At 47.6% G+C, this 25809-nt stretch carries 20 protein-coding genes and 1 pseudogene; 16 read left to right on the top strand and 5 right to left on the bottom strand.

Annotated features, from left to right (window positions below):
- Positions 1 to 98 precede the first annotated feature (98 nt).
- Positions 99 to 2582, top strand: a complete 2484-nt coding sequence (locus AC6ESP_RS14220; protein WP_497097394.1) for a WG repeat-containing protein — start codon at positions 99 to 101, stop codon at positions 2580 to 2582.
- 11 nt (positions 2583 to 2593) lie between these two features.
- Here AC6ESP_RS14220 and AC6ESP_RS14225 read toward each other — a convergent pair whose 3' ends face one another.
- Positions 2594 to 2926: a DUF5658 family protein gene (locus AC6ESP_RS14225; protein WP_497097395.1), complete on the bottom strand. Its 333-nt coding sequence runs from the start codon at positions 2924 to 2926 to the stop codon at positions 2594 to 2596.
- Between the two features lie 190 nt (positions 2927 to 3116).
- Here AC6ESP_RS14225 and AC6ESP_RS14230 point away from each other — a divergent pair, with 190 nt between their 5' ends.
- The 3 genes from AC6ESP_RS14230 to AC6ESP_RS14240 are packed head-to-tail and all read left to right on the top strand — an operon-like array spanning position 3117 to position 11258.
- A complete protein-coding gene (locus AC6ESP_RS14230; RefSeq protein WP_497097396.1) occupies positions 3117 to 7625 on the top strand; it encodes a DEAD/DEAH box helicase in 4509 nt (1502 codons plus the stop codon).
- Between the two features lie 41 nt (positions 7626 to 7666).
- Complete coding sequence (locus AC6ESP_RS14235) at positions 7667 to 9418, top strand: ABC transporter ATP-binding protein (RefSeq protein WP_497097397.1); 1752 nt, start codon at positions 7667 to 7669, stop codon at positions 9416 to 9418.
- The gene (locus AC6ESP_RS14240) at positions 9402 to 11258 is read left to right on the top strand and encodes an ABC transporter ATP-binding protein (protein ID WP_497097398.1); all 1857 of its coding nucleotides are present in this window, start codon (positions 9402 to 9404) and stop codon (positions 11256 to 11258) included. Before AC6ESP_RS14235 ends, AC6ESP_RS14240 begins: the two co-directional genes overlap by 17 nt.
- Before the next feature lie 50 nt (positions 11259 to 11308).
- Here AC6ESP_RS14240 and AC6ESP_RS14245 read toward each other — a convergent pair whose 3' ends face one another.
- Positions 11309 to 11782 carry a DinB family protein gene (locus AC6ESP_RS14245; RefSeq protein WP_497097399.1) on the bottom strand — a complete coding sequence of 158 codons (474 nt, stop codon included), beginning with the start codon at positions 11780 to 11782 and terminating at the stop codon, positions 11309 to 11311.
- A 69-nt stretch (positions 11783 to 11851) separates the two neighbouring features.
- On the opposite strand from AC6ESP_RS14245, the pseudogene AC6ESP_RS14250 reads away from it, so the two are divergent.
- Positions 11852 to 12544 (top strand): annotated as a pseudogene (locus tag AC6ESP_RS14250) (ArsR/SmtB family transcription factor).
- Positions 12545 to 12605: 61 nt separating this feature from the next.
- On the opposite strand, the gene AC6ESP_RS14255 reads toward AC6ESP_RS14250, so the two are convergent.
- On the bottom strand, positions 12606 to 13049 hold the full coding sequence (locus AC6ESP_RS14255) for a DUF441 domain-containing protein (RefSeq protein WP_497097400.1): 444 nt from the start codon (positions 13047 to 13049) through the stop codon (positions 12606 to 12608).
- Between the two features lie 189 nt (positions 13050 to 13238).
- Between AC6ESP_RS14255 and AC6ESP_RS14260 the strand changes: the two genes are divergently transcribed.
- The gene (locus tag AC6ESP_RS14260; RefSeq protein WP_497097401.1) at positions 13239 to 14510 is read left to right on the top strand and encodes a stalk domain-containing protein; all 1272 of its coding nucleotides are present in this window, start codon (positions 13239 to 13241) and stop codon (positions 14508 to 14510) included.
- Between the two features lie 88 nt (positions 14511 to 14598).
- Here the strand turns inward: AC6ESP_RS14260 and AC6ESP_RS14265 are convergent, their stop codons facing one another.
- Complete coding sequence (locus tag AC6ESP_RS14265) at positions 14599 to 14748, bottom strand: hypothetical protein (protein WP_497097402.1); 150 nt, start codon at positions 14746 to 14748, stop codon at positions 14599 to 14601.
- 118 nt (positions 14749 to 14866) lie between these two features.
- On the opposite strand from AC6ESP_RS14265, the gene AC6ESP_RS14270 reads away from it, so the two are divergent.
- From AC6ESP_RS14270 to AC6ESP_RS14300, 7 genes are all read left to right on the top strand, one after another.
- Positions 14867 to 15745, top strand: coding sequence for a radical SAM/SPASM domain-containing protein (locus tag AC6ESP_RS14270; protein WP_497097403.1), 879 nt, complete (start codon positions 14867 to 14869; stop codon positions 15743 to 15745).
- Positions 15746 to 15943: 198 nt separating this feature from the next.
- The gene (locus tag AC6ESP_RS14275) at positions 15944 to 16645 is read left to right on the top strand and encodes a response regulator transcription factor (protein ID WP_497097404.1); all 702 of its coding nucleotides are present in this window, start codon (positions 15944 to 15946) and stop codon (positions 16643 to 16645) included.
- Positions 16642 to 17637 carry a sensor histidine kinase gene (locus AC6ESP_RS14280; protein WP_497097405.1) on the top strand — a complete coding sequence of 332 codons (996 nt, stop codon included), beginning with the start codon at positions 16642 to 16644 and terminating at the stop codon, positions 17635 to 17637. The genes AC6ESP_RS14275 and AC6ESP_RS14280 overlap by 4 nt, the downstream gene beginning before the upstream one ends.
- A gap of 82 nt (positions 17638 to 17719) precedes the next feature.
- Positions 17720 to 18490 carry an ABC transporter ATP-binding protein gene (locus tag AC6ESP_RS14285; protein WP_497097406.1) on the top strand — a complete coding sequence of 257 codons (771 nt, stop codon included), beginning with the start codon at positions 17720 to 17722 and terminating at the stop codon, positions 18488 to 18490.
- On the top strand, positions 18465 to 20417 hold the full coding sequence (locus AC6ESP_RS14290; RefSeq protein ID WP_497097407.1) for an FtsX-like permease family protein: 1953 nt from the start codon (positions 18465 to 18467) through the stop codon (positions 20415 to 20417). The genes AC6ESP_RS14285 and AC6ESP_RS14290 overlap by 26 nt, the downstream gene beginning before the upstream one ends.
- Positions 20418 to 20444: 27 nt before the next feature.
- On the top strand, positions 20445 to 21059 hold the full coding sequence (locus AC6ESP_RS14295) for a DedA family protein (RefSeq protein ID WP_497097408.1): 615 nt from the start codon (positions 20445 to 20447) through the stop codon (positions 21057 to 21059).
- A gap of 31 nt (positions 21060 to 21090) precedes the next feature.
- On the top strand, positions 21091 to 21945 hold the full coding sequence (locus AC6ESP_RS14300) for an undecaprenyl-diphosphate phosphatase (protein WP_497097409.1): 855 nt from the start codon (positions 21091 to 21093) through the stop codon (positions 21943 to 21945).
- Here the strand turns inward: AC6ESP_RS14300 and AC6ESP_RS14305 are convergent.
- Entirely contained in the window at positions 21923 to 23143 is a 1221-nt protein-coding gene (locus AC6ESP_RS14305) for a voltage-gated chloride channel family protein (RefSeq protein ID WP_497097410.1), read from the bottom strand. The two genes, AC6ESP_RS14300 and AC6ESP_RS14305, sit on opposite strands and share 23 nt — an antisense overlap.
- 162 nt (positions 23144 to 23305) lie before the next feature.
- Here AC6ESP_RS14305 and AC6ESP_RS14310 point away from each other — a divergent pair, with 162 nt between their 5' ends.
- From AC6ESP_RS14310 to AC6ESP_RS14320, 3 genes are all read left to right on the top strand, one after another.
- Positions 23306 to 23863 carry a GNAT family N-acetyltransferase gene (locus AC6ESP_RS14310; protein ID WP_497097411.1) on the top strand — a complete coding sequence of 186 codons (558 nt, stop codon included), beginning with the start codon at positions 23306 to 23308 and terminating at the stop codon, positions 23861 to 23863.
- A 22-nt stretch (positions 23864 to 23885) separates the two neighbouring features.
- Positions 23886 to 24938: a M42 family metallopeptidase gene (locus AC6ESP_RS14315; protein WP_497097412.1), complete on the top strand. Its 1053-nt coding sequence runs from the start codon at positions 23886 to 23888 to the stop codon at positions 24936 to 24938.
- A 193-nt stretch (positions 24939 to 25131) separates the two neighbouring features.
- Positions 25132 to 25809: transposase (locus AC6ESP_RS14320; RefSeq protein WP_497097413.1), on the top strand; the 678-nt coding region annotated here is incomplete at its 3' end.

The following is a 25809-nucleotide window of genomic DNA, read 5'->3' on the forward strand; positions in this document are numbered from 1 at the left end:
ATAATAAATATTATGTTAACTAAATAGCATAATGCGCAGCCCCAAGCATACGATTATTTAGTTAAGTTGAATAATGCGATGAGTGGTGGGGTGCTATTATGTATCCAATAAATGAGCAGTTGATAAGAGTCGTCAAAGCTTCTCTGCCAGCAGGTGCAGAGCTGATCACACTTGATCAATCACCCAATCCATATGCTATCTGTATGGCTGATCTGAATGGGGATCATATGCCGGAGATTGCTGTCGTATTCCGCTCTAATGATCAATTATATGTTGATATTCTGGCATTCCGGGGGCATTCTTGGGTAACCGTTGCGCGTCAACCAGGTCAAGGCTATGGTGTAACACTGCTTACAGCCGCACCAATTACTAGCCCTCAAGTGAATAATCTACTCATTGGTTGGCAGCTCGGGGCGATATGGTCGAAGCTATCTGTGTATGAATGGACATCGCAGGGCCTTAAGGACTTGACTCCGGCTGAGCTTACTTTCAGCTATGCGGAGGTAGTAAGCGTACCTAGTGCAGCTGTTCCTAGCGGTGAATCTATATTGGCATTATGGTCTCATGACACAGGCGAGGCTTATCAAGTCGAGCTTCTTAGATGGAGTCAAGGGTCGTTCATCCCTGCTAGAGACGCTTATGCGGCTTATTTCCCGAAGGTCGTCCATTATTATAAAAAGCTTGTAAATCAGCATCCCGATTATTCTTTTTACTGGTCTTATTTGGCTGATGCGCAGCTGAAGGCAGGCTTGCCAGCTGAAGCTTACGTATCCGTACAGCATGCTTTATCATTCGAGGAGCCTTACCCATCCAGAGAAGCTATGCTTCACTTGAAGAATCGGATTGAGAAGCTGCTGCACCAGTCCACAAGAGCTTACGCGCTATATCCGGGTGCAGTCAAAACAACCCAAGGCACGATGTGGGGTTATATTAACAGCAACGGAAGGATGACCATCCAGCCGAAGTATGAATATGCCTACGAGTTTCAGCCGGTTGGGTTAGCTGTTGTTCAGCAGGGAGGACATAGCGGACTTATATATGAATCTGGCGCCTATGCCGTGCAGCCCATCTATCAATTCATCGGACCTTTCTCGGAAGGTCGTGCTGCTGTTATTGATCAGGATGGGTTTAAATTGATCGATGAGTCGGGATATGTGATTACTCCGCAAACGTATTCATATATGTCTTCTATGCATGATGGCAGAGCTATGGTATACAACACTTTGGCAGATGGCAGCAATAAATATGGCTATATTGACAGGCAAGGACAAGAAGTGATTCCCCTTCAATACGAGGAAGCTAATGATTTCAATCAACAACGCGCAGTCGTCAAAGTGAAAGATGGAGAGTATGCGCTCATTAAGCCCGATGGAACGAGAATTGCTACTTATCCTTATGCCTTTGTTGGCCAATGGGGTGACGGATTGCTGCCGTTCCAGAAGGAAGCAAGCGGCAAATACGGCTATTTGAATGAACAAGGGGCAATCGTTATAGCTCCTGCTTATATGAATGCAATGGCTTTTCAAGATGGTCGAGCGATTGTGAATACAGCAGAGGATTTCCAATCCCGCTATGGTGTTATTGATGGGCGCGGCCAATGGATCATTCAGCCTGCGTATAATGAGATCAGACAGCTTAGGCAGCAGCGGCTCGCTGTAGGTAAGGCGCTAGATGAGGAGCAGCCTTTTCTCGGGTCTATTTTTGCGATATATGATACAAAAGGTATCCGATTATCCGACTTCAAGTATAGAGATGTCTCGGAATATAAAGAGGGTGTTACCTCAGCCTCTGATGGGGCAGAAACCTATTTCATCGATCGCAGCGGTGAAGCAGCTCCAGGATATCCACGGTTTGATGGAAACGGTGTTTTGACCTTAATGAATGGGCTTATTCAAGTGAATATTGATAATCGAATCTCCTACTTCCGGCATAATGGCGAGCTTATTTGGCAGCCGAATCAGACGATTCCGTTACGGTATCCTTTGAGAATTAATGAGGTTAAATATAAACCTAATAAAGATTATTTGGTATACTATCCAGTACTGGTTGGAATGGTTAATGCCAGTGCAGAGAAGAAGATCAATGAAGCGTGGAAGACGCTGTCGAAGGTGAAGCCCATTCCATCAGATGCTCAGCTTGACTATTCTTATTCGGGTGATTACAATGTGGCTTTCTTCCATAAGGATCTGCTTGTGATTGAGCTGGAGGGCTATCATTTCCCCTTCGGAGCAGCGCATGGCATGCCAATTCGAATCTATTCGCATATCAATGTGACGACGGGTTCTATGTATCAGCTTAAGGATTTGTTCAAGCCAGGAAGTGATTATGTCAAAGTATTGAGTGACATAGTAGGGGAACAGATTAAGAATGATCCGCAGTACAGCTATGTTTTTCCAGGCACGTATACTGGGATTAAGCCGGATCAGCCTTTTTATGTGACAGAGGAAGCTGTTCATTTATATTTTGAACCCTATGAGATTGCTCCTTACGCGGCGGGATTCCCAACCTTCACTATACCTTTCGAGCAAATCAAAGGTATCATTGATCGGAATGGCGAGTTCTGGAGCTCCTTTCATTCCTAATGCTGCTGCTGTTACATGCCGGCCTTCAAAGCGAGGCATAGCCACACCAAATGATACAGATTAACGGCTGCATAGAGCAGAAAGGGCAGCAGCAATAATGTTTTTAACCATTGCTTGTGCTGCAGCTTGGAATAAATCAGGAGCAATAAGAGCGGCAATACAAGCTTAATGGCATAATAGGCTCCAATATGCCATTCATATAGGCTGCGGACTAGTGGGTTAGACTCTTGAATGTACGCTGATCTTATTCCATAGTCTGTAAGAGCGGCGTCGGTGAAGCATAGGACCAGAAGCCCGATTAGCAAAGCTCTTAGCGTTAGTTGATTGTACAGTTGACCGATCAATACCTCTACCTCGCAATCCGCTTGAATTCGTCATTGAAACAAGTAATTTAGTCAGCTCCATCCGTCTAGAACAAAGCCAGATGATACATATTGTATCATCTGGCTTTGTTCTAGTAAATAGGGCAACAGCTTGGTGAATCTTCCTCTACACTGGTATAATTAGGGATATTATTCATTGGAGCTGAAGCCATTGTTGAATTCTGATCTTGAACATTTTCATCCTTCACTGTCTGTATGGTTCCGAGCGTCCTTCGGTGAACCGACGGATGTACAACGACAAGCCTGGCATTCCATCCGGTCAAGGAAGCATACGTTAATCGCTGCACCGACTGGCTCGGGCAAGACACTGGCTGCCTTGCTTCCGTGCTTGGATGCTATTATTAAAGATAAGATTAATTCTGCAGCTAGTCAGAAGAAAAGGCCGCAGAGCGGAGTGCGAATTGTGTACATTACTCCGTTAAAGGCGTTGAATAATGATATCTATGATCATCTTGTCTCGTTCGTTAAACAAATTGACCAGCATGCTCAGGAGCAAGATAGCGATTGGCCTGGCATCAGCTCTGCGGTAAGAACAGGAGATACAAGCAGCTCCAAGCGCGCAGCGATGCTAAGACGACCTCCTGATATACTCGTAACAACACCAGAATCCCTCTATATATTGCTAACATCTGAGAAAGGCAGAGAGCTGCTGCAGACGGTTAAGTTCGCCATTGTCGATGAGATTCATGACCTGGCAGCGGACAAGCGAGGCTCTCATCTATCTTTGACATTGGAGCGATTGCAGCGATTGAGTGGTCATCCTATACAGCGAATTGGCGTATCTGCCACACAGAAGCCGCTCGAGCTGGTAGGACGTTTTCTCGGAGGCTGGGAGCCGAATGAATCGGGAGCAGCTGAGCTTACCGCTATTGGTGAGAAAGTGAATTCAGCTTCAACTAATCATCCATTAGGCTACCGGCCTCGCCCAGTTACGATTGTAGAGAGCAACATGCAGAAGAAGATGGATGTAAGTGTTACAATGCCGGATCATTCCCAGCCGATGCCAACAAGAGAGTCGGTATGGCTGCCCTTGCTTGATCGGCTATTCGCGCTCATGACAGACTGTCGTTCGGTTCTCTTATTCGTCAACAGCAGAAGGCTGTGCGAGCGTCTATGCTTGCGGTTGAACGATCATGCCGGCTATGAGATGGCACGGGCTCATCATGGGAGCATGGCCAAGGAGCGCCGACTGGAAGTAGAGAGGATGCTTAAGCAAGGGGAGCTGCGGTGCATCGTTGCGACCTCATCCCTGGAGCTGGGCATTGATGTCGGACATATCGATCTTGTCCTGCAGCTCGATTCTCCGCTTGCTGCTGCCTCAGGCATTCAACGTATTGGCCGCGCTGGCCATGCGGTTGGAGCGGCTAGCCGAGGTGTTATTGTTGCGCGGCAGCGTGGTTCATTAGCGGAGATTGCTGTACTAAGCAGACAGATTGCAGAGCGTGATATAGAGCCTATCGAAATTCCTAGAGACAGGCTGGATGTACTGTCACAGCAGATGGTGTCGATCGTAGCGGCAGAGGATATAACGCTTGTACAGCTGTTTCGGCTGATCTGTCAGAGCGATAGCTACAATAATTTTCCCGTTGATAGGCTAGAGGCTACGGTGCAGGTTCTTGCTGGCTTATATCCATTCGCCAGGCCACTGCTGGACTGGAACCGGGATACGGGATTGCTGACGAGACGGAAAAATTCTTCGCTTGCAGCATTGACCGGGGCTGGGACGATCCCGTCGAGCTCTGCCTATCCTGTGCATCATGTAGACAGTCGTATACATCTTGGCGAGCTGGATGAGGAGTTCGTGCAGGAGAGCCGTGTTGGTGATGTGTTCCAGCTGGGAACGAATGCGTGGATGATTCGCAGAATCGATAAGGATAAAGTGTATGTAGGGGAAGCAGCGAACAACTTCAGTGAAATCCCGTTCTGGCGGAATGAAGGTCCAGGGAGATCATTCGCTCTTGGGCTGCGAGTAGGCAGGTTCATCGAGCTTCTGGAAGAGAAGCTCGGTCTGCAAGAAAAAGATAGGACGACTATGGTGGAGGAAGATGAGGAGCAGCTGCTGAAGCATGCTCCTGTACAGGACATGCTACAGGAGCAGTATGGATTAGATGCTCACTCATCAGACCAGCTTATTTCATTAATCCGATCCCAGCACAAAGTTAGTGAGCTTCCGACCCATCGCAGAGTTGTAATCGAGCACTATAAGGATGTCATGAATCAGACGCATGTTATTATCCATAATCCATTCGGCAGGCGTGTGAATCGAACGTGGCTGCTTGCTATTGAACAGCAATTCGAGAAGCTGCTGCCTTATCGGCTGTATGGCAATGCCAAGGATAATGGCATTGAATTCGTGCTTCCAGAAAGGGAACCGTCATGGCTGCAATCGATCTGGCATGTTACTCCAGAAAGTCTGGAACCAATGCTGATGGAAGCGATAGCTGGCTCGCCACTGCTGGCTATTGCGTTCAGGCATATTGCAGAAACCTCACTTCTGTTATCGCGCAGCTTCACACGTACCCCATTGTGGCAGAAACGTCTTCGCAGCGAGGAGCTTCTTCGAGAGGCGTTGCCCTATGCTAAGCAGTTCCCTTACTTGAATGAAGCCATGAAGGAATGTTTGAATGATTACTTGGATATCCATCGGCTAAGCGAAGTGCTTGGGGATATCCGTGCCGGACATATTGAAATGGTCGTTAGGGAAACGGAGTTCCCAACACCTATGGCTGCGCAGTTTCTTGCTGATTATGTGAATATGCGCATCTATGAAGGAGACGGCTTGGATGCAGCTGTCCAGATGCAGCTGATGAACGTTAGCAAAGAGCTGGCGGGGAGACTGTTCGGACAAGAAGCGCTTCAGAGTGCTATTCCAGAGCAAGTGCTGCAGGCTGAGCTCCAGCGAATGAACGAATCGGGCTTACCTGTACAAGATAGAGCCGACGCAGTTAAGCTGTTGAAACGAAGAGGTGACATGACAACCGATGAATGGATGAAGCTCGCCGGTTCTGAAGCAGTAGGCTTGCTTCAGCAAGCCGAGCAAGCAGGGGAAGTCATGCTGGTTCAGCTTGGTTCAGATGACGAACATCTGCGCTGGATATGCAGAGATGAAGCGGATATCTATCGTTCTTTTCCAACCGAGCATGCGTCTGTGGTATTCATCATTGGGCGGTTCGCAGATTATAGGCTTTCCTTCACCGAGATTGAATTATGCGAGCGATATCCACAGCTGTCTTTAGTTGACGCAAGGCGGATAGTCAATGAGCTGCTGGGACAAGGAATCATTGAGCAAGCACCATTCGCCTATGAAGCGAATGAACGCATCTGGTCAAGCCGGAATGCGGCAGCTCGTATGATTCGTCTGTCCACTCTGGAAGCTCGTAAGCAGGCGGAGCCTGTCCAGCCTGTTCGCTGGTGCTCGCAGATGGCTATGCAGCAATATGTTCTACAAGGCACACAGCTGCGGGGCATGGATGGGCTGCGAGCGATTATCGAACGACTGCAGGGATTGTATATTCCTGTATCACACTGGGAAACCATTATATTCCCTTCGAGAATGGCTGAGTACCGTAAGGAAGAGCTTGATCTTCTCTGTTCAACAGGTGAGGTTATCTGGCTTGGAAGCAAGAATGCAGGGGATAAGGAAGGCAAGATTGCGTTCTTCTTGGCTACAAGCAGGTCGCTCTATGAGCCATATCTATCTACTAAGGATAAGAAAACCGCAGCTCATCCTAGGCTGCTGGAGCAGCTGCAGGCATCGGGCGCCAGCTTCCTTACCCGAATAAGCAGAGATGCAGGACTAGCACCGACGGACACGTTGGCGGCACTCCTAGAGCTTGCTTGGGAGGGTCATGTATCGAATGATCAGTTCGCACCCTTGCGGCTGTTAGCGAATAAGAAAGGCAAGGACTGGGCGCGTACTGGCTCAGGACTTGGCAGGTGGTATTCGACAGCCACTATATTAGAGGACAACAGCTTGCAAGTCGAACCACAGGGTAATGTTCTTCACAGCAGTGCCATTGGCCTCACTCCGAGTGCGAATGCGGAGCATACAGAATCGCCAGCAGCTTATTGGGTTCGGCATTTGCTGGATACCTACGGCATTGTTACCAAAGAGCTGGTTGCTGCTGTATCGCCATTCCAATGGGATCAGCTGCTGCCGCTGCTGAAGAGGTTCGAGGAATGGGGAACGATTACACGAGGGATTTTCATAGACGGTACCATAACGATGCAGTTCACAACACCAGCGATTGCGGAGAAGCTGCGAGCCAAGCTGCCAGAATCCAGCAGCGATTCAATAACCTTATTATCTGCTGTAGATCCTGCTAACCCCTTTGGCTTAATCATGGATTGGCCGCAAGAGAAGTCCTGCGCCTTCGCTCGTAAGTCAGGCAATTTCCTTGTCATTCAAGGGGAGCAGTGGTTATATTGGATAGAGAGCAATGGAAAACGCATTCATAGCTTCTACAGCAGCGCAGAGAAGGCAGCACAATTGAAGATGGTGTTCAGAGAAATCCTTCATCGTCAGCTGCTGACTAAGATCGTTATTGAACGGTGGAATGGGGAAGCTGTGACCGATCTGCCTGCAGGAGATCTGCTGAAAGAAATAGGAGCGGAGCGTGATCAGAAATCACTGGTTCTGTGGCTAAGTCAGTTGAAATAACTTGTCATGGATCAAGTTCGAGAGGGAAGGGAGTAGTAGATGTGCGTTACATGATGAAATATATTCGCAAATATGGCGTGCTCTTCACTTTCTCCGTCATGCTTGTGACCATTGAGGCGATCGTCGATCTGCTTCAGCCAACCATTATGGCACGAATCGTCGATGAAGGTGTTGCACACAGCGATATGGATATCGTACTTCGGCTTGGTGGCTGGATGCTGTTCATAACGGCTATAGGTGCAATATCCGCCTCAAGTCGGAACGTCGTATCGAGCTGGGTGTCCCAGCGGTTCGGAGGAGAGCTAAGGCAGGATCTCTTCGAGAAGATCCAACAGCTTTCCTTCGAGAATATGGACCGGCTTGATAAGGCTTCGCTCGTCACGAGGCTGACGAATGATGTGACGCAGGTGCAGAATTTCGTGAATGGGATGATGCGGATATTTGTGAAGGCTCCGCTCCTCTGTATCGGGGGCTTCGTGATGGCATTCCGACTTAACCCTTATCTATCCATGGTATTGATGGTTGTTGTTCCTATCGTGGGGCTGTTGATCGTACTTAATATGCGAATCGGGTTTCCATTATTTCTAAAAGTACAGCAGTCGCTCGATCGGTTGAATGGTATTATGCGTGAGTATTTATCCGGTGTACGCGTAGTGAAAGCATTCAATCGCTTCGACTATGAGACCGATAAATTCAATGACGTTAATGAAGATTACCAATCTCGTTCAATCAAGGCACAGCGAATCATGTCTGTATTTAGCCCAGGTGTAACGCTCGCGATGAACTTCGGAATTGTCGCTGTGTTATGGTTAGGCGGCTTACGAGTTGATCAAGGACATATGCAGGTGGGTCATATTATAGCGTTTGTCAACTATATGACCCAAATTCTATTCTCACTAACGACGATGACGTTGGTAATCAATATGTTCGTTCGAGCCAGAGCGTCTCATGGAAGAATTGTAGAGGTACTCTCTGTGAGCAATGGAATGACTGGGCAGGATACTGCCGAGAAGCAGCAGCCTCACAAGCGGCTAGGTACCATTACATTTGATAAGGTTAGCTTCGGGTATCGTGGCGGAGAAGGAGAATATGTACTGAAGTCGATATCCTTCACCTGCAATCCGGGTGAAACGGTAGCGATTATTGGCACTACTGGCGCAGGGAAGAGCAGCCTCGTGAATCTGATTCCTAGGTTCTATGATGCAAACTCAGGTACACTCTTGATAGATGGTGTTGATGTCAGGGAGCTTGACCCCCATTATCTTAGAGACAACATTGCCATCGTACCGCAGCAATCGATTCTGTTCACAGGTACAGTTCTGGATAATATTCTAATAGGCAATCCTTCTGCTACGATGGAGGAGGTTCAACAAGCTGCAACGATGGCTTCTGCCCATGAGTTTATCTCTACTTTGCCAGAAGGCTATGACACATTGCTAGGTCAAGGAGGAGTCAACTTCTCCGGCGGCCAGAAGCAGCGGGTATCAATCGCAAGAGCGCTTGTACGAAGACCCGATATTCTTATTCTGGACGATTGTACGAGTGCGCTGGACAGTGCAACGGAAGCTTCGATTAAGCGAGCGATTCATCAGTATGCGGACGATATGACCTGTCTGCTCATTGCACAGCGAATTTCCTCTGTAAAAGATGCGAATACCATTATCGTGCTGGATGACGGTGAAATTGCAGGTGTTGGCAATCATGAGCAATTGCTCCAGGATTGCTCTGTCTATCAGGAAATCTATCGTTCTCAGATCGGTAAGGAGGTTGGCAGCCATGTCTCAGCAGGATAAAGAGGCTTCTTCATCTAATCAAGAGCAAGCCAGCCGAGCTGCGGGCACTGCCATGGGAGGAATAGGGGGACGCACTCCACGAGGAGATGCTAAGGCGAAGCCCAAGGACTTCAAAGGAACCTTGCTTCGTCTGTGGAGCTATATGGGCGAAGAGCGCATCCGTCTTTCTGTTGTGTTCGGCTTCATTCTCATCGGCTCAGCCGTTGCACTTCTAGGACCCTACTTAATTGGCGTAGGTGTGAATGCGATGGTAGATGGGGCCAATAGTGTCGATTTCAAGCTGCTGCATATCATATTGTTTGCACTGATTGCTGCTTATTTGGGTGACGCAGTGTTCTCATTGCTGCAAGGCTGGCTGATGGCAGGCATCTCTCAGCGTGTGGTCAGTCGCTTGCGCTTAGCGTTGTTCGCCAAGCTGCAGAAGCTCCCGCTCGTTTACTTCGACACTCGGAGACATGGTGAGTTAATGAGTAGACTATCCAATGATATCGACAATGTGAGCACCTCCGTATCACAGACGGCGACACAGCTCATGTCAGGATTCATCATGATAATAGGCTCACTTGTGATGATGCTCATCCTTAGTCCGCTCATGACGCTAGCGAGTCTTATAACCGTCCCGCTCGTCTATTTGTTAGCCAGTACCATTACGAAGCGTACTCGGCTGCTGTTCAAAGCTCAGCAAGTACAGATCGGCAAGCTTAACGGTCAGATTGAGGAGACAATCTCTGGCTTCACCGTGGTCCAAGCCTTTAATTATGAGAAGACTGCGGTTACAGAATTCCGAGAAGTAAATACAGAGCTAATCAAAGTAGGGACAAAAGCGCAAATATGGTCAGGCTTCTTGATGCCGCTCCTTGGTGTGATTAACAATATCGGCTTTACTGCTGTAGCTATAGCAGGCGGGATCATGGCGGTCAAAGGCATGATTACAGTCGGGGTTATTGCTAGCTTTCTCAGCTATTCCCGGCAGTTCGTCAGACCGCTTAATGATCTGGCGAACGTATATAATGTACTGCAATCAGGCATTGCCGGTGCGGAGAGAGTATTCGAGGTCATCGACGAACGCGAGGAAATACCAGATCCTGCGAATGCTGTACAATTGACTAACCCGAAAGGGGAGGTGTCCTTCGATCATGTTCAGTTCGGATATAGAGAAGATGTACAGATTCTGAAAGGAATAAGCTTCACGGCAGCGGCTGGCAGCAGCACTGCACTCGTAGGACCGACTGGAGCAGGTAAAACGACCGTCATTAATTTGTTGACCAGATTCTATGATGCAACAGATGGAACGATATCGATAGATAATCGCGATATTCAGCAATATACAAGAGACAGTCTGCGGCGTGCTTTTGGAATCGTGCTCCAGGATACTTATCTGTTCTCTGGTACGGTGAAGGACAATATGAGATACGGCAAGCCGGATGCTTCTGATGAAGAGGTACGAGCAGCAGCTATAATGGCGGGTGCGGACGGCTTCATTAGAAGACTGCCACTGAAATATGATACTCCCCTTACAGAGAACGGAGGAAATCTGAGCCAAGGGCAAAGGCAGCTGCTGGCGATCGCCCGAACGATGCTAGCTAACCCGTCTATACTGATTCTGGACGAGGCCACCAGCAGCATCGACACTCGAACCGAGCTTCGCATTCAGAAGGCTATGCTGGAGATGATGAAGGGGAGAACAAGCTTCATCATTGCTCACCGGTTATCTACGATTCAGAATGCAGACAACATTCTCGTAATTGACAAAGGCGGGATAGCTGAGCAAGGCACACATGATAAGTTAATGGCTCAGGAAGGCATTTATTATAACATGCAGCGGAATCTGAACATGTAATCGAGACAAGAGAAACGGATCTAGAACTTAGATTCGTTTCTCTTTTTGGTTTAGTCCCATATCTGGGGTCTGTCTAATCCGGCTATTCGCAAGTATTGTAAAAACTGGCCTGTATGAACGGCATCATGATAGGCAATTCGCAGCAGCATGTCTCCCAAATACCGCTGATAGCCAATATTACTACGGTCGATCAGTGTTGATTCTAGTTCTTCACTCGTGAGGGACTTCACGTATAGAATAAATGGTTCAAAGTATGCCTGTGATAATTCAATTTCTTTCTCTACAGAAAGGATGGGTTCATCGTCAAACGGAGCAGGAGCTTCTATTTGCAAGGATCCTTTGTTTTGTAAAATAGCATGATAATGAAAGCTGCCGCTCCATACATGCCTGATCATTTCCCCGAAGGACATCGCTTCTTTATCCGGTCGCCAATGGATCCAGCCCTCAGGAAGTGAACTCCACAGCTTAATGGAGCGTCTACGCGTTTCCTCTAAATTCAATACACTAAGTCTAGTTGCATTCATAGTAATGTCCTCCTTGTTAGTCGTTAGAGGGCAATTGTAATACAAATAACATTAGGGTATCATCGAAATATGAATGTATATCCGAATATTTCTTATATCGCAAAACTAATTGCTGAGCCTGCAAGAGCGATCATTCTGGATAGTTTAATGAATGGTCAGGCTTTGCCTGCTAGTGAACTGGCTTATAGGGCCAAAGTATCAAATCCAACGATCAGTTCTCATTTATCCAAATTAGTGGAGGGTCATTTAATCATTACAGAACAGCATGGCAGACATCGTTATTACCGTCTAGCTAGTGCAGAGATTGCAGAGGTTATCGAAAAACTAGGGACTATCGCTCCTCCAGTGATCGTTCGTTCCTTGCGCCAATCGGATGAACTGAAGAAGATTCGTCATGCCAGAACTTGTTATGACCATTTGGCAGGCGAGCTTGGCGTGAAATTAACAGAGGCGCTGCTAGACAGGACATATCTCTATCTAGAGGAAGGACGCTACGTAATAACGGAGCTTGGGAAGCAATGGTTTACTCAACTAGGCATCCGTATCGAAGAGGCAGATAAGAGCAAAAGAGTGTTTGCGAAGCCTTGTCTTGACTGGAGTGAAAGACGTTATCATATGGCTGGTTGGCTGGGATCTGCGATCGTGATTCGTTTTTTGGATTAAGGATGGATTAAGAGAGCAGAGAAAGGCCGAGCTGTTCATATTACTAAGCAAGGAACCCAAGTATTGCGTGAGCAGTTAGATATAGAGCTGAGCAAATAAGGGCTATCCCTAATGGTCTAAGACCATATGGGATAGCCCTTATTTTTGCTCAGAGTGAGGCCTAACCTTTTCCAATTAACAAGGATAAAATGCCAGCTGCAATGAGCGGTCCAACAGGCACGCCCTTGAACAAGGCAACACCAATCACAGTGCCGATGAGCAGGCCTGCAACAATGGTTGGCTGAGAGGTCATAAGCGTAACGCCTCTGCCACCTAGGTATGCGACAAGTACGCCAATGACAATCGCAAGCAGTGACTTCCAATGCAGGAATAGCGAACCAATCATCGACATGCTGTATTTGCCGCTTGCCAGCGGTGCCATAACACCGATTGTCAGAACAATAATACCAATCGTTAAGCCATTCTTCTCAATCCAAGGGAATAGCTGATGCAGGTTCGTCACGCGCAGCAGTACAAGTAGGAGGGTGGCAATCGCTACGGCAGAGTTGCTGCTAATAATGCCGAGCGCACCCAAGCCAAGCAGAAACAATGAAGTCATATCCATACAGCTGTTGGCTCCTTTAACCGGGATGATGCTCTATAATACGCCCACATGGTATCAGTTCTGCCATTTAAAGTCAATCAATTGAGATCCAGAAATTTGTATCTATTACAATATTATTGCTATAATAGGCGAGTGCTATTCTACTCTATTAACTATGATGCCATACAAGAACAAGAGGGAGAGACCACGATGAACAAATGGGGAACGAAAGCAGCTGCAGCTATGCTTGCTGCAGCTATTCTAACAACGGGCATATACGATGGAAGGGCGCATGCGGAATCCAAGGTTACTATATTGCTCGATGATGTGCCCTTGGCCTTCGATGCAGCACCAATGGTAACGAAGGGAGTCACATTCGTACCGTTCCGAACGATTGGGGAAGCGCTCGGAATTACAGTCATTTGGGACAACCAGACACAGACGGTCAAGGCAACAGGCGAACGTGATGGCAAGCCAGTCGTAGTCATCCTTAAGATCGGCAGCCTTACTGCAGACGTTAATGGAGCGAAGCTTAAGCTGCCTGCGGCACCGAAGATGACAAGCAATAGAGTGCTTATACCGCTAAGCTTCTTCAGTACACAGTTCGGAGCGCAAGTCGGCTGGAATCAAGTGACGAGTACGGTTACAATCGTATCGCCTCAGAGAGAAATGCATTTGCGTGCTTTCTATGCGCTCGAATCTTTCAAAGAGAAGGATTTGATAGATTCCATGAATTCGGTCGCCTTCGGCTGGAGCAGAATCGATAGAGATGGCAAGTTCACGCTTAGTGGCTCTGAATATAAAATTCCCGCTCCATCTGGAGAAATAACGGCACAATCCTTGGTATCGGATGCATCTGATCAGGGTGTGAAGCCCTATCTGATGGTGTATTCACTCGATGGGCAAGGAGAGCTCACCAAGATGCTGAGCTCAGAATCGTTACGCGCGGAATCAATAGCAGGTATTGCAGCTGCTGTAACAGATAATGGCTTCGGAGGCGTCATGCTTGATTTCGAGGGCTTAGGCTTCAAGCTGGATAAAGAAGAACAGCGGAAGCTGCTTAATGATTATGTAAAGCTTCTGAAGGCAGGCCTGCCGGAAGGAACAGCGCTATCTCTTGCCGTACCGCCTCCGAATAGTGCTTATCAGGGCTATGATTACAAAACATTGGCTTCTATCGCGGATGATCTTGTTCTCATGGCGTATCAGTATAACCCTGCGGGCACTGCGTCACAGGTTCCTGAACCGAACAGCTTGGTGAACGCTGCAATTCAGCAGACACTTGAAGCGGGAGTGCCGAAGAGCAAGCTGCTGCTAGGCATTGATATGAGCAGTGAAACGCCGGGCTCTATTGACGATAAGCTTGGTCTTGCCAAGCGCTATGATTTGAAGGGCGCAGCATTCTGGCGGTTAGGCCTGTTCCGCTCTTATACAGAAGGAATGGAAGCAGCTGTAGATCGTTCGGCAGTCAAAGAGCAATAATTATTCATTCTATCCATTATGGGGTAACCAATAGAGAAGGCAGTGTGGAGCATGATCGTAATGCTCTGCGCTGCCTTTTATAATTGGCTTACTGACAGCCTGGATAGGGGAGAATATCTGCGATTTCTTGAAAGGAATAATGGAAGGTGGCGAATTGCGAAGCATACAGGTACTGAATGATGTACACTTCTCCACCCATAACACTGCATAGCACTCCAGCTACTCCTTGATTGTGCATGAACATGGTTGATATAGCAAACTCCCTTCGTGATAATCATTATCACAATCTAACTGGTCCTAATTAGTGGTATAATGTACGACAGACTATAGTTAGGATCAGAATGGAGCACTTACGGATGAAGAAATTCAAAAAGTTCTATATTGAAATTACAAGCGTATGCAATCTGGCATGCTCTTTTTGTCCGCAGACAAAGCGTCAAGCTAATTTCATCAAGATAGATGATTTCACGAAACGATTAGATCAGATCAAACCACATACCGATTATATTTACTTCCATCTCAAAGGCGAGCCGCTGCTCCACCCGAAGATCGGCGATTTGCTGGACTTAAGCCACGAGCGCGGCTTCAAGGTGAACATTACAACAAACGGAACGCTCCTTCACAAAACAAGGGAGAAGCTGCTCACGAAGCCAGCCATCCGCCAGATGAACTTCTCGCTGCACAGCTTCGATGGTCATGAGGGCTCAACGGATAAGGAAGGGTATGTTGGCAGCGTTCTATCATTCGTGAGAGAGGCTATTGAGAAGACGAATATGATTATATCGCTGCGACTGTGGAATCTGGATCAAGACAATGCGACTAACGCCGAGAAGAATCGTAACCGTGAGATGCTCAGCGCTATCGAGAGTGAATTCGATCTCGACTACCGGATTGAAGAGAGAGTATCTCCAGGCAAAGGGCTCAAGATCGCAGAGCGTGTCTATCTGAATCAAGATTTCGAGTTCCAATGGCCGGACTTGAACGCGAAGGAAGACGATGGCAAAGGCTTCTGCCACGGTCTGCGCAATCAGGCGGGCATACTGGTGGATGGAACAGTCGTGCCATGCTGCCTGGACGGTGAGGGCGTCATTAACCTAGGCAATATCAACCACACACCGTTCTCAGACATCATAGAGAGCGAACGAGCGAATAATCTCGTAGATGGCTTCTCCAGAAGAGAGGCAGTCGAAGAGCTCTGCCGCAAATGCGGCTACAGACAAAGATTCGGCGCTTAACAGCGCATGTATAAGGCAGCCGTGAACCTTCTGTTCACGGCTGTTTGCTGTTTACAATAGTCTATGGCGCCAGCTGCCTATCCGTGACAAAAGCCCGCTGACCCTGCAATTGTTGCGAATGCGCGATTAATCGTGAATAATAAAGAACATAATCATTCCTAAATGAATGAGAGTTCAGAGTATGGAGGTACCAATCCTATGTTCAAATTAATGCTTGTTGAAGACGATAAAGGGCTTGTCCGGTTAATGGAGGAGCATCTCAATAAATTTGGCTATGAGACACACCACGTAGAGGATTTCAATGAGGTGAAGCAGCAGTTCGAGCAGATCGCGCCTCACCTTGTAATTATGGATGTTAATCTTCCAAAGTTCGACGGCTATTACTGGTGCAGGCAGATTCGCAGCGTATCAACCTGCCCGATCCTATTCATCTCAGCAAGGGAAGGCAAGATGGAGCAAGTGATGGCCTTGGAGAACGGAGCAGACGACTATATCACGAAGCCATTCGATTATGAGATTGTGACGGCCAAGATTAACAGCTTGCTTCGTCGTGCCTATGGAAGCTATTCAGCGCAGTCTAACGAGCGTATGGTGACAGTCGCGGGTCTAGCATTAGATATAGACAGGCTTACTCTTACCTTAGAGGGGACCGAGATCGAGCTTAGCTTCACGGAGGTCAAGATTATGGATGAGCTAATGAAAAAAGCGGGTCAAGTGGTTAGCCGTGACAGGCTGCTCGAGCGAATATGGGATGACCAAGCCTTCGTTGATGATAATACACTCAATGTATATGTCACTCGAGTTCGCAAGAAGCTGTCCACACTAGCTATTGAAGAAGCAATCCAGACGATTCGAGGACAAGGGTACCGACTCCATTCCAATTGGGAGGGGACGCAATGAAGCTTTTTTTACGCGAGCAAACGCCTCTGCTCCTGATCTACCTCTTGCAGCTGCTAGTCGTCACAATGGTCTACTGGCTCGACGGCTATCGCCATTTGGCAGTCAGCCTCTATGCGTCGTTGTTAAGCGGCAGCTTATTAGCTGTCTATCTCATCTACCGCTACATATCGAACCGAACATTCTACGCAAGGCTGGAGGAGCCGCTGACTGCGGCTGAGTCCTTCTCTGGCAGCACCCAGCAAACCCCGTTAGCCGAGAGCTTGCAGAAGCTCCTCAAGAGTCAATTCCGCCTCTACCAATCGGACTTGCTTCATTATAAGCATCGTATTGAAGAGCATATTCAATTCATTAACCAATGGGTTCATCAGATGAAAACACCACTGTCCGTTATCCATCTGCTTATCCAGCATGACGATGACACCAAATCGAGTGCCATTGGGGATGAATTGGATCGGCTTAAGAAAGGGTTGGAGACCGTCCTATATACAGCGCGCCTCGACTCATTTGAACGGGATTTCTATGTCGAGACTCTCCAGCTCGAAGCAGTTGTCCGCCAAGTGACTTCGAGTCAGAAGCGGTTATTCATCCGCAGCGGCGTGTTCCCGCACATTCAGATCGATAGTGATCTAACGATTGCATCTGATGAGAAATGGCTTTCTTTTATGATCACACAGCTCATTACCAATGCCGTACGCTATTCAGCCTCCGTCACTGACCACAAGGATCGCAAAGTATACTTCCGCGGTTATAAAGAGGGGACACAAACAGCTGTACTGGAAATTAAGGATGAAGGTATAGGCATCTCGAGGAGTGATCAGGCGAGAGTGTTCGATGCTTATTTTACAGGTGAGAATGGCAGAGCGCATGAGGAATCAACAGGCATGGGGTTGTATCTGGTTAAGCAAATTTGCGATAAGCTCGGACATACGGTTGAGCTGGAATCGGAGCCAGGCGTTGGTACGACTGTTCGTGTGAAGCTTACAACGATGTAAGATAACTGTAAGTCTGAGCGATAGATTGGCAAGTAGCGGCTTCGATATAATTAAACCAACAATAGAGCGGAGGCAGAGAGCTTTGTCTGTACTTGATGTGAGACATTTGTCCAAAATTTATGAAGGGAAGGTCGCACGGAAAGCGCTCGATCATGTGCATTTCTCCGTCGCAGCCGGGGAGTTCGTAGGCATTATGGGACCCTCGGGCAGCGGCAAAACAACCCTGCTCAACATGATTGCGACGATTGATGAGCCGACAGCTGGTGAGATTCTTGTTAATGGCAGCAATCCACACGATCAGAATAGGGATCATACCGCCTTGTTCCGTCGAAGAGAGCTGGGCTTCGTCTTCCAGCAATTCAATCTCCTCGACACGTTGACGGTGGATGAGAATATCGCTCTTCCGCTCATTCTGGATGGTCGATCAGTGAAGGAGACAGATAGCCGGCTGCAAGAGATTGTAGATAAACTGGGAATCGCCTCCATTCGCCATCAGTATCCCAATGAGTTATCGGGAGGACAAATGCAGCGTACCGCTATAGCAAGAGCTATCATTCATAAGCCTTCACTTCTCTTGGCAGATGAGCCAACTGGCAATCTGGATTCCAAGGCAGCTAATGATGTGATGGAGCTATTATCAACGATGAACACGCTGGAGGGGATGACGGCCTTAATGGTCACGCATGATGCAGTCGCAGCGAGCTATTGCAGCCGTGTGATCTTCTTGAAGGATGGTAAGCTCTATAACGAGATGTATCGAGGCGATAACAGGCAGAGCTTCTTCCAGAAAATTATCGATATGCTGTCGCTGCTTGGAGGAGACACCCGTGACCTTTCGTCAGTTCGCTTATAGAAATGTCATCCGCAACAAGAGGATCTATGCGGCCTATCTGGTAAGCAGCTCCTTCTCGGTTATGATCTTCTTCGTCTGCGCGCTATTTATTTTCAATCCCATCATAAGGGAAGGGTTAGTCGTAAGAAGCGCGGTTCAACTGATGATCGTTGCGGAATGCATCATGTATTTGTTCGCATTCTTCTTCGTTCTCTATTCGGTCCGTTCGTTCTTGAACAATCGGAAGCGTGAGTTCGGTATCTATATGCTGCATGGCATGAGCAAGAAGCAGCTGGACCAGCTGATCTTCTGGGAGAATATGATTATAGGCGTCGCGGCCATCATATCCGGAATCTTGGCAGGTCTGCTCACTGGGAAGCTGTTCCTAATGATCAGCTCATCATTCCTGGGGATGGCATCCATTCCTTTGTACGTATCTTGGCAGTCTCTTGTATGGACAGCAGGCTCATTCATCTTCCTGTTTCTCATCATATCGATCTTCTCAGCTAAGCCAATTAGCACAAGCAGACTAGTGGAGCTTATTCAGTCGGGCCAGAAGTCCAAGTCGAATCCCAATGTCTCAATTAGGCTGTCGCTGCTTGCAGCTGTGTTCCTGGCACTGAGCTATTATCTGGCAGCTACTACTACGGTGACGACTGTGTATATTCGAATGCTTCCGGTCATTGTGATGACCATCGTAGGAACCTATTTCTTCTATACGCAGCTGAGCGGCTTTATTCTTCTGCTGATGAAACGTTACCGGAGATTGTTCTGGAACCGGACGAATGTCATCACCGTCTCGAGCCTTGCTTACAGGTTCAAGGATCATGCGAGGATGTTCTTCATGGTCACGATTATTTCAACGGTTTCTTTCTGTTCTGTTGGCGTCTTTGCATCAGTGAACACACTCATGAGGTCGTTCCAGGAAGATTATCCGGCAGCCGTTGGTTATCTGGCGAAGCAGGGGAGCACCGTCCAGAAGGAGCATTTGGCGCTTATAGAGAGTGATCTGGCAGCAAGGAATCTTCCATTTGTCGTTCAGACGATACCGATTAAGTACATCGACGTCACCGTATCGAGAGCATCAGACAAAGCGGAAGAGCTCCCAATCATCTCCTTCTCTGATTATATTCAGGCCATCCAAGCGGCGGGCAGAAGCATCCATGAGGTGCCTCTAACTGCTAATGACGCATTAGTCATTCTGACCTCACAGAGAGGGAAGAGCTACATTGGAGTTAGACCCAAAGAAAGCTATACGCTTCATTCCGATCCAAGCATCGTTATTCAGGAGATAGGTTATACCGAGCATGTTCCTCTGCCCGATTATTTGTCTGCCGAGCTGCATATCGAGACGCAGGCAGAGATTGGCGGACTCGTCGTTAGTGACGCGTTGTTCAATAAGCTTCATGAGCCAGTGAAGCTGGATCATTACACAGGCTATTATGTACAAGATTTTCTAGCGACAGCAGGAGTAGCGGCTTCCCTCGCAGAGGAGGGGCTTATGAGATATGATTCGAATAAGCCGTATGCGATTACAGTGAGCGGGACCCTCTATTTGGTTCAAAAAAGCCTATACAGCATGATGCTGCTCATTTCCTTGCTGCTAGGAGCCGTGTTCTTCATTGGAGCGGGAAGCTTCCTATACTTCCGGTTGTACGCGGATCTAGACTATGATCATCGTCAATTCGCGATTATTGCCAAGGTTGGACTAACAGAGAAGGAGCTCAGCCGCATCGTAACACGGCAGCTGGCTATTCTATTCTTCGTACCGATCATCGTCGCTGTGATTCATAGCTTATTCGCATTCGCGGCACTACAGACGTTGTTCTACTTATCCATTGCTGCAGAGCTTGGCATTGTCCTCATTAGCTTTCTAGTTGTTCAAATTCTCTATTTCTACTTCATTCGCCAGAGGTATTTGCGCAATCTAAGAAAACGTATGTTCTAAATCATTCATAGCCTGAAGGAGATTATCATGGAAAATTGGATTACGGATTTGATGGAGCAGTTCGGTTACTTCGGTATCTTCTTGATGATCGCAATCGAGAATGTATTCCCGCCTATTCCATCAGAGGTTATTCTGACGTTCGGCGGCTTTATGACAACCTACACAGCCCTTACCATTCCCGGTGTAATAGCGGTAGCAACCGCAGGCTCCGTCTTTGGTGCAGTCATTCTGTATGGCATTGGAAGATTGCTCGATGTGCCGCGTCTTGAGAAGATTGTGGATCGCTGGGGCAAGCTGCTGCGAGTGAAGAGGGAAGACATTCACAAAGCGAATGCGTGGTTCAGCAAGTATGGCTATTGGACGGTTCTATTCTGTCGTATGGTTCCGCTCATTCGCAGTCTCATATCCATCCCAGCTGGGATGAACCGTATGCGGTTCTCGCTATTCCTGCTGTATACAACCGTTGGAACACTCATCTGGAATATTATTCTTGTATGTGTAGGCGCAGCAGTGGGAGACTCTTGGGAATCCATTGTAGCTTTTATGGACGTATATTCATCGATCGCTTACGCTATTATCGGAATAGGCATTGTAGCAGGCTTGATCTTATTTATAAGAAAAACACGTACGCGTTCATCATAATTGATTAGTGTAATGAAGGGGAAAAGCGACAATGGATTTCATTGAATTATTAAAAGCAATTATATTAGGAATTGTAGAAGGACTAACAGAGTTTGCGCCTGTATCTTCGACAGGACATATGGTAATCGTTGATGATATGTGGTTGAAATCAGAGGAATTTCTAACGAAGTATGTAGCGAATACGTTCAAGGTAGTGATTCAGCTTGGATCGATTCTGGCGGTGCTGATCGTGTTCCGCCAGCGTTTCATAGATCTGTTAGGCCTTAATCGGCTTGGACGCAGCGGAAAAGGCAGCGGAGCTGCTGATGGCGGCGGGACACAGGGACGTCTGAAGCTGTCTCAGGTCATTGTAGGACTTATCCCAGCAGGCGTATTAGGGCTGTTGACTGAGGACTATATCGATGAGTATTTATTCTCGACTTCAACGGTATTGATTGGCTTGGTTATCGGTGCTGTCTTCATGATTCTTGCAGATTTGCTAAGACCTAAGACACCTAAGATCGAGACAGTTGACCAAATTACGTATAAGCAGGCCTTCTCGGTTGGCCTCATCCAGTGCTTCTCCTTATGGCCAGGCTTCTCCCGGTCAGGCTCTACGATATCGGGCGGTGTTCTGCTTGGGATGAGCCACCGCGCCGCGGCTGACTTCACGTTCATCATGGCCGTACCAATCATGTTCGGCGCAAGTCTCATCTCATTGGTGAAGAACCTGGAGTACTTCACCATGGATGCACTGCCATTCTTCATTGCGGGCTTCCTGAGCGCATTCGTTGTAGCTCTTATTTCTATCCGCTTCTTCTTGAAGCTCATCAATCGAGTGAAGCTGATTCCGTTCGCGATTTATCGCATCGTACTGGCAGCTGTTATTTATTTATTCTTCTTCTAAATAGAACCCGAGGCTTCTGCGAGGAATAGATTCCTGAGTAGCCCGAGCATAGGTAGCTGACCAGACAACCAATGAACATATAGACGATTCCTGCTCCTTGCAAGCCGAACAGCTCCATTCCCATAATAAAGCTGGTTACTGGGGTGTTAGTTGCTCCGCTGAATACGGCAATAAGACCAATACCAGCAAGCAACGGCACAGATATCGATAGCATATCGGCAAGAGCGCTGCCAAGAGTCGAGCCAATGACGAATAGGGGAGTAACCTCTCCGCCTTGAAAGCCCGAGCCTAATGTGATCGATGTAAATAAGGTTTTGAGCAGGAAGGCAAGGGGAGATACAGACTCGTCGAACGCTCTCTCCATAAGTGGAAGGCCAAGACCTAGATATTCACGGGTGCCAAGGGCTAAGACTAGAGCAATAATGACCATGCCGCCTGCGAAGCTTCTTAGCATCAGATTGGGGATGAGCTTCGATAGCCATGCCTTCAGCTTATGGGTGAGAGTAACGAACAATAACGCCGCTAGTCCGAATAGTACAGCAGCTGCAATCACTTTCAACACCGTTATGGTACTTACATTAGGAACGATGCCAAGCGAGTAAGAATGATGATGAATGCCCCATGCCAGTGTGACATAATGTGCAATCACACTGGCAATAAGACAAGGCAGGAGAGCTCTATAGCTCAATAATCCCAGTGCGACAACTTCAACACCGAACACTGCTCCTGCTATTGGAGTGCCGAAGACGGAGCCGAAGCCACTACTTATGCCACACATGATGATGAGCTTCCGGCTCGCTGCGTCCAGCTTGAACAGATTACCTATTCCATCTGACAGGCTCCCGGCAATCTGGACTGCAGTGCCCTCCCGGCCAGCAGAGCCGCCGAATACATGCGTAACTAATGTTCCGAATAGAACGAGCGGTGCCATCCGAAGTGGAATGGAGCCGTTCCCATCATAGATGCGGTCGAGTAGGAGATTATTTCCTCTGGCCGCATCTTTTCCGTATGTCATATACAAATAACTGACTAATGCGCCCCCGAATGGAAGCAGCCATAGCAGCCAGGAATGCGACATGCGCCACTGCGTAACTTCATCGAGACTAGCTAGAAATAATGCGGAGGCACTACCTGTTAATAAGCCTACTATGCCCGCTAGCAACAGCCATTTCATTGCTCTGATCAAATAAGTTGTCATGATATTAATTGCTCCCTCGTGCTTCATTAGAACTCTATCAATTTCCTTAACATACTGAATAATGGGTAGAACGTCAACATGTTCAGAAGTAACAAAGGATGGCGATGGGCAGATGTGGTAAACTAAGTAGGTTCAGCTTATTGTAGGAAAGTAGGATTAGGAATGCCGTTCATCACACTTGAGCAGCTCGACAATAAGCTATGGCCACTAGCCAAAGCCTTGTATGATCAAGCCTTCCCAGTAGAAGGCAGAAAAGCAGATTCCATTGTGACAGGGATGTTCGCCAGAGGAATAAGCCAATTACAGCTGGCGACACAAGAGGACGAGGTAATTGCTATGGCCATTACTGGAATAACCGGAGGAGGCAGGCTGCTCATTATTGATTATCTTACTGTTCGGGAGAGCCTGCGCGGGAATGATATTGGCCGTATCTTCGTGAATGCCATCAAGCAATGGGCTCTGCAAGAGAAGAAGCTCGAAGGGATCGTTATTGAGGTGGAGTCGGAAGACACTCCAGTCAACAAGAAGCGTATCCAGTTCTGGCAACACTGCGGCTTTACTCTAATGGATTATGTCCATCAATATATCTGGGTACCAGAGCCGTATCAGGCGATGTATATGAGACTCGATGAGAGGTCCGATTGGCCGGATAATGAACGCAAGCTGTTCCGTACGATCGAGAATTTTCATAATCGAGCCTATGCCAAGCACAAAAAATAGATTGAATAAGGAGAGGTCAATGATGACAATCGCTTTGAATGCACAGCTGGATACACCCTACATGAAGACCTTTCTACATACACTTCTACAAATCCCTAGTCCAAGCGGCTATTGTATGGACATCATGAAGCGGATTGAAGAAGAAGCTGCGAGGCTAGGGTATAACGTAGAGCGGACGCCCAAAGGCAATGGAATCATTACGATAGAAGGGGCAGATGCTGCGGCTGGGACACTCGGGCTGACCGCACATGTGGATACGCTTGGTGCAATGGTTCGTTCAATTAAACCAAATGGCATGCTCCGAGTTACCTCTATCGGTGGTTATGCGATGCATACCGTAGAGAATGAATATTGCATCATTCATACACGGGATGGCCGTCAATACGAGGGAACCGTTCTGTCTTCGAGAACGTCCGTTCATGTGTATCCAGATGCGAAGGACTTCAAGCGGGAAGAAGCGAACATGGAGATTCGAATTGATGAATCCGTCACTAACCAAGAGGAGACGCTGGCACTTGGAATCTCCGTTGGTGATATCGTATCATGGGACCCGCGTACGCGAATGCTGCCTAATGGCTGGATTAAATCCCGTCATCTAGACGATAAGGCGAGTGTAGCAGCACTCTTCGGCTTGTTGGAATGGCTGAAAAGAGAGAATAAACGTCCTAGCCGTACGATTAAGCTAATTTTCTCTACCTATGAGGAAGTTGGACATGGCAATTCCTATATGCCTCCGGATATTACAGAATTGATTGCAGTAGATATGGGAGCGATCGGTGACGACTTATCGACGACTGAGCTTGATGTATCCATCTGTGCCAAGGATTCATCGGGACCCTATGATTATGAGATGACCTCGAAGCTTATTGAGCTAGCCAAGCAGCATCAGCTGCCGTATGCCGTGGATATCTATCCGCAATATGGCTCCGATGCTTCGGCAGCATTAAGAGGCGGCAGCAACGTTCGAGCAGCTCTGATCGGACCTGGGGTTCATGCTTCGCATGGCATGGAACGGACGCATACGCAAGCGATTGTGAATACGGCAGCGCTTCTTATGGCATATATAATGGAGTAAGCTTGAATGAAGCGAAGGCTGTCCTAATGGGCCAATGTCATTAAGTTAAGGTGCTGAACCAAATAACTATGTAAAAGAGCAGGTTATCGAAAGATAGCCTGCTCTTTTTTTGCGTGAAAAAGAGTGAAAAAACTTGACAAGCAGTTGAAAATGTGTGGCGAAGCCCCTTGAAAAAACAAGGAGGTTTTCAACCATGAATGCTTACGCGAGTTCTCTAAAACAAAAGCTGACATCCCTCATTCGAGAAATGTCAGCGACACCAGCACCTTATGTCAAAAACCCTGAAAAAGATTTTACTCGAAAGAAAAAGCTGCCCTTTGAAACGGTTATGCAGCTCCTGATCTCTATGGGAGGTAACAGCTTATACAAGGAACTCTTGGAATCGCAAGGCTATGACGCTAACACAGCAACCACATCTGCTTTTGTGCAACAGAGGAATAAGATTCTGCCGTCTGCTGTGGAGTTCTTGTTTCACAAATTTACGCAATCGCATACGGATCTCAAGCGCTACCGAGGGTATCGGTTACTTGCCATTGACGGTTCGGATTTGCATTTCGCCACTGACCCTGCGGATACAGATACCTATTTTCAAAGTCAACCGGACGCAAGAGGCTACAACCTTTTGCATTTGAACGCAGTCTACGACCTTTGCAACAGACTTTACGTGGATGCGATTGTTCAACCACGAAGGTTAAATAATGAGCGAAAGGCACTGGCGGCTATGGTTGACCGATCCTGCATCAAGGGAAAAACCATTGTAATTTCCGATCGGGGTTATGAAAGTTATAACAATTTTGCGCATATTGAACGCAAAGGGTGGAACTATGTCATACGGGTAAAGGATTTGGGCTCTAATGGTATTCTCTCAGGC

The organism is Paenibacillus xinjiangensis (assembly GCF_059686975.1).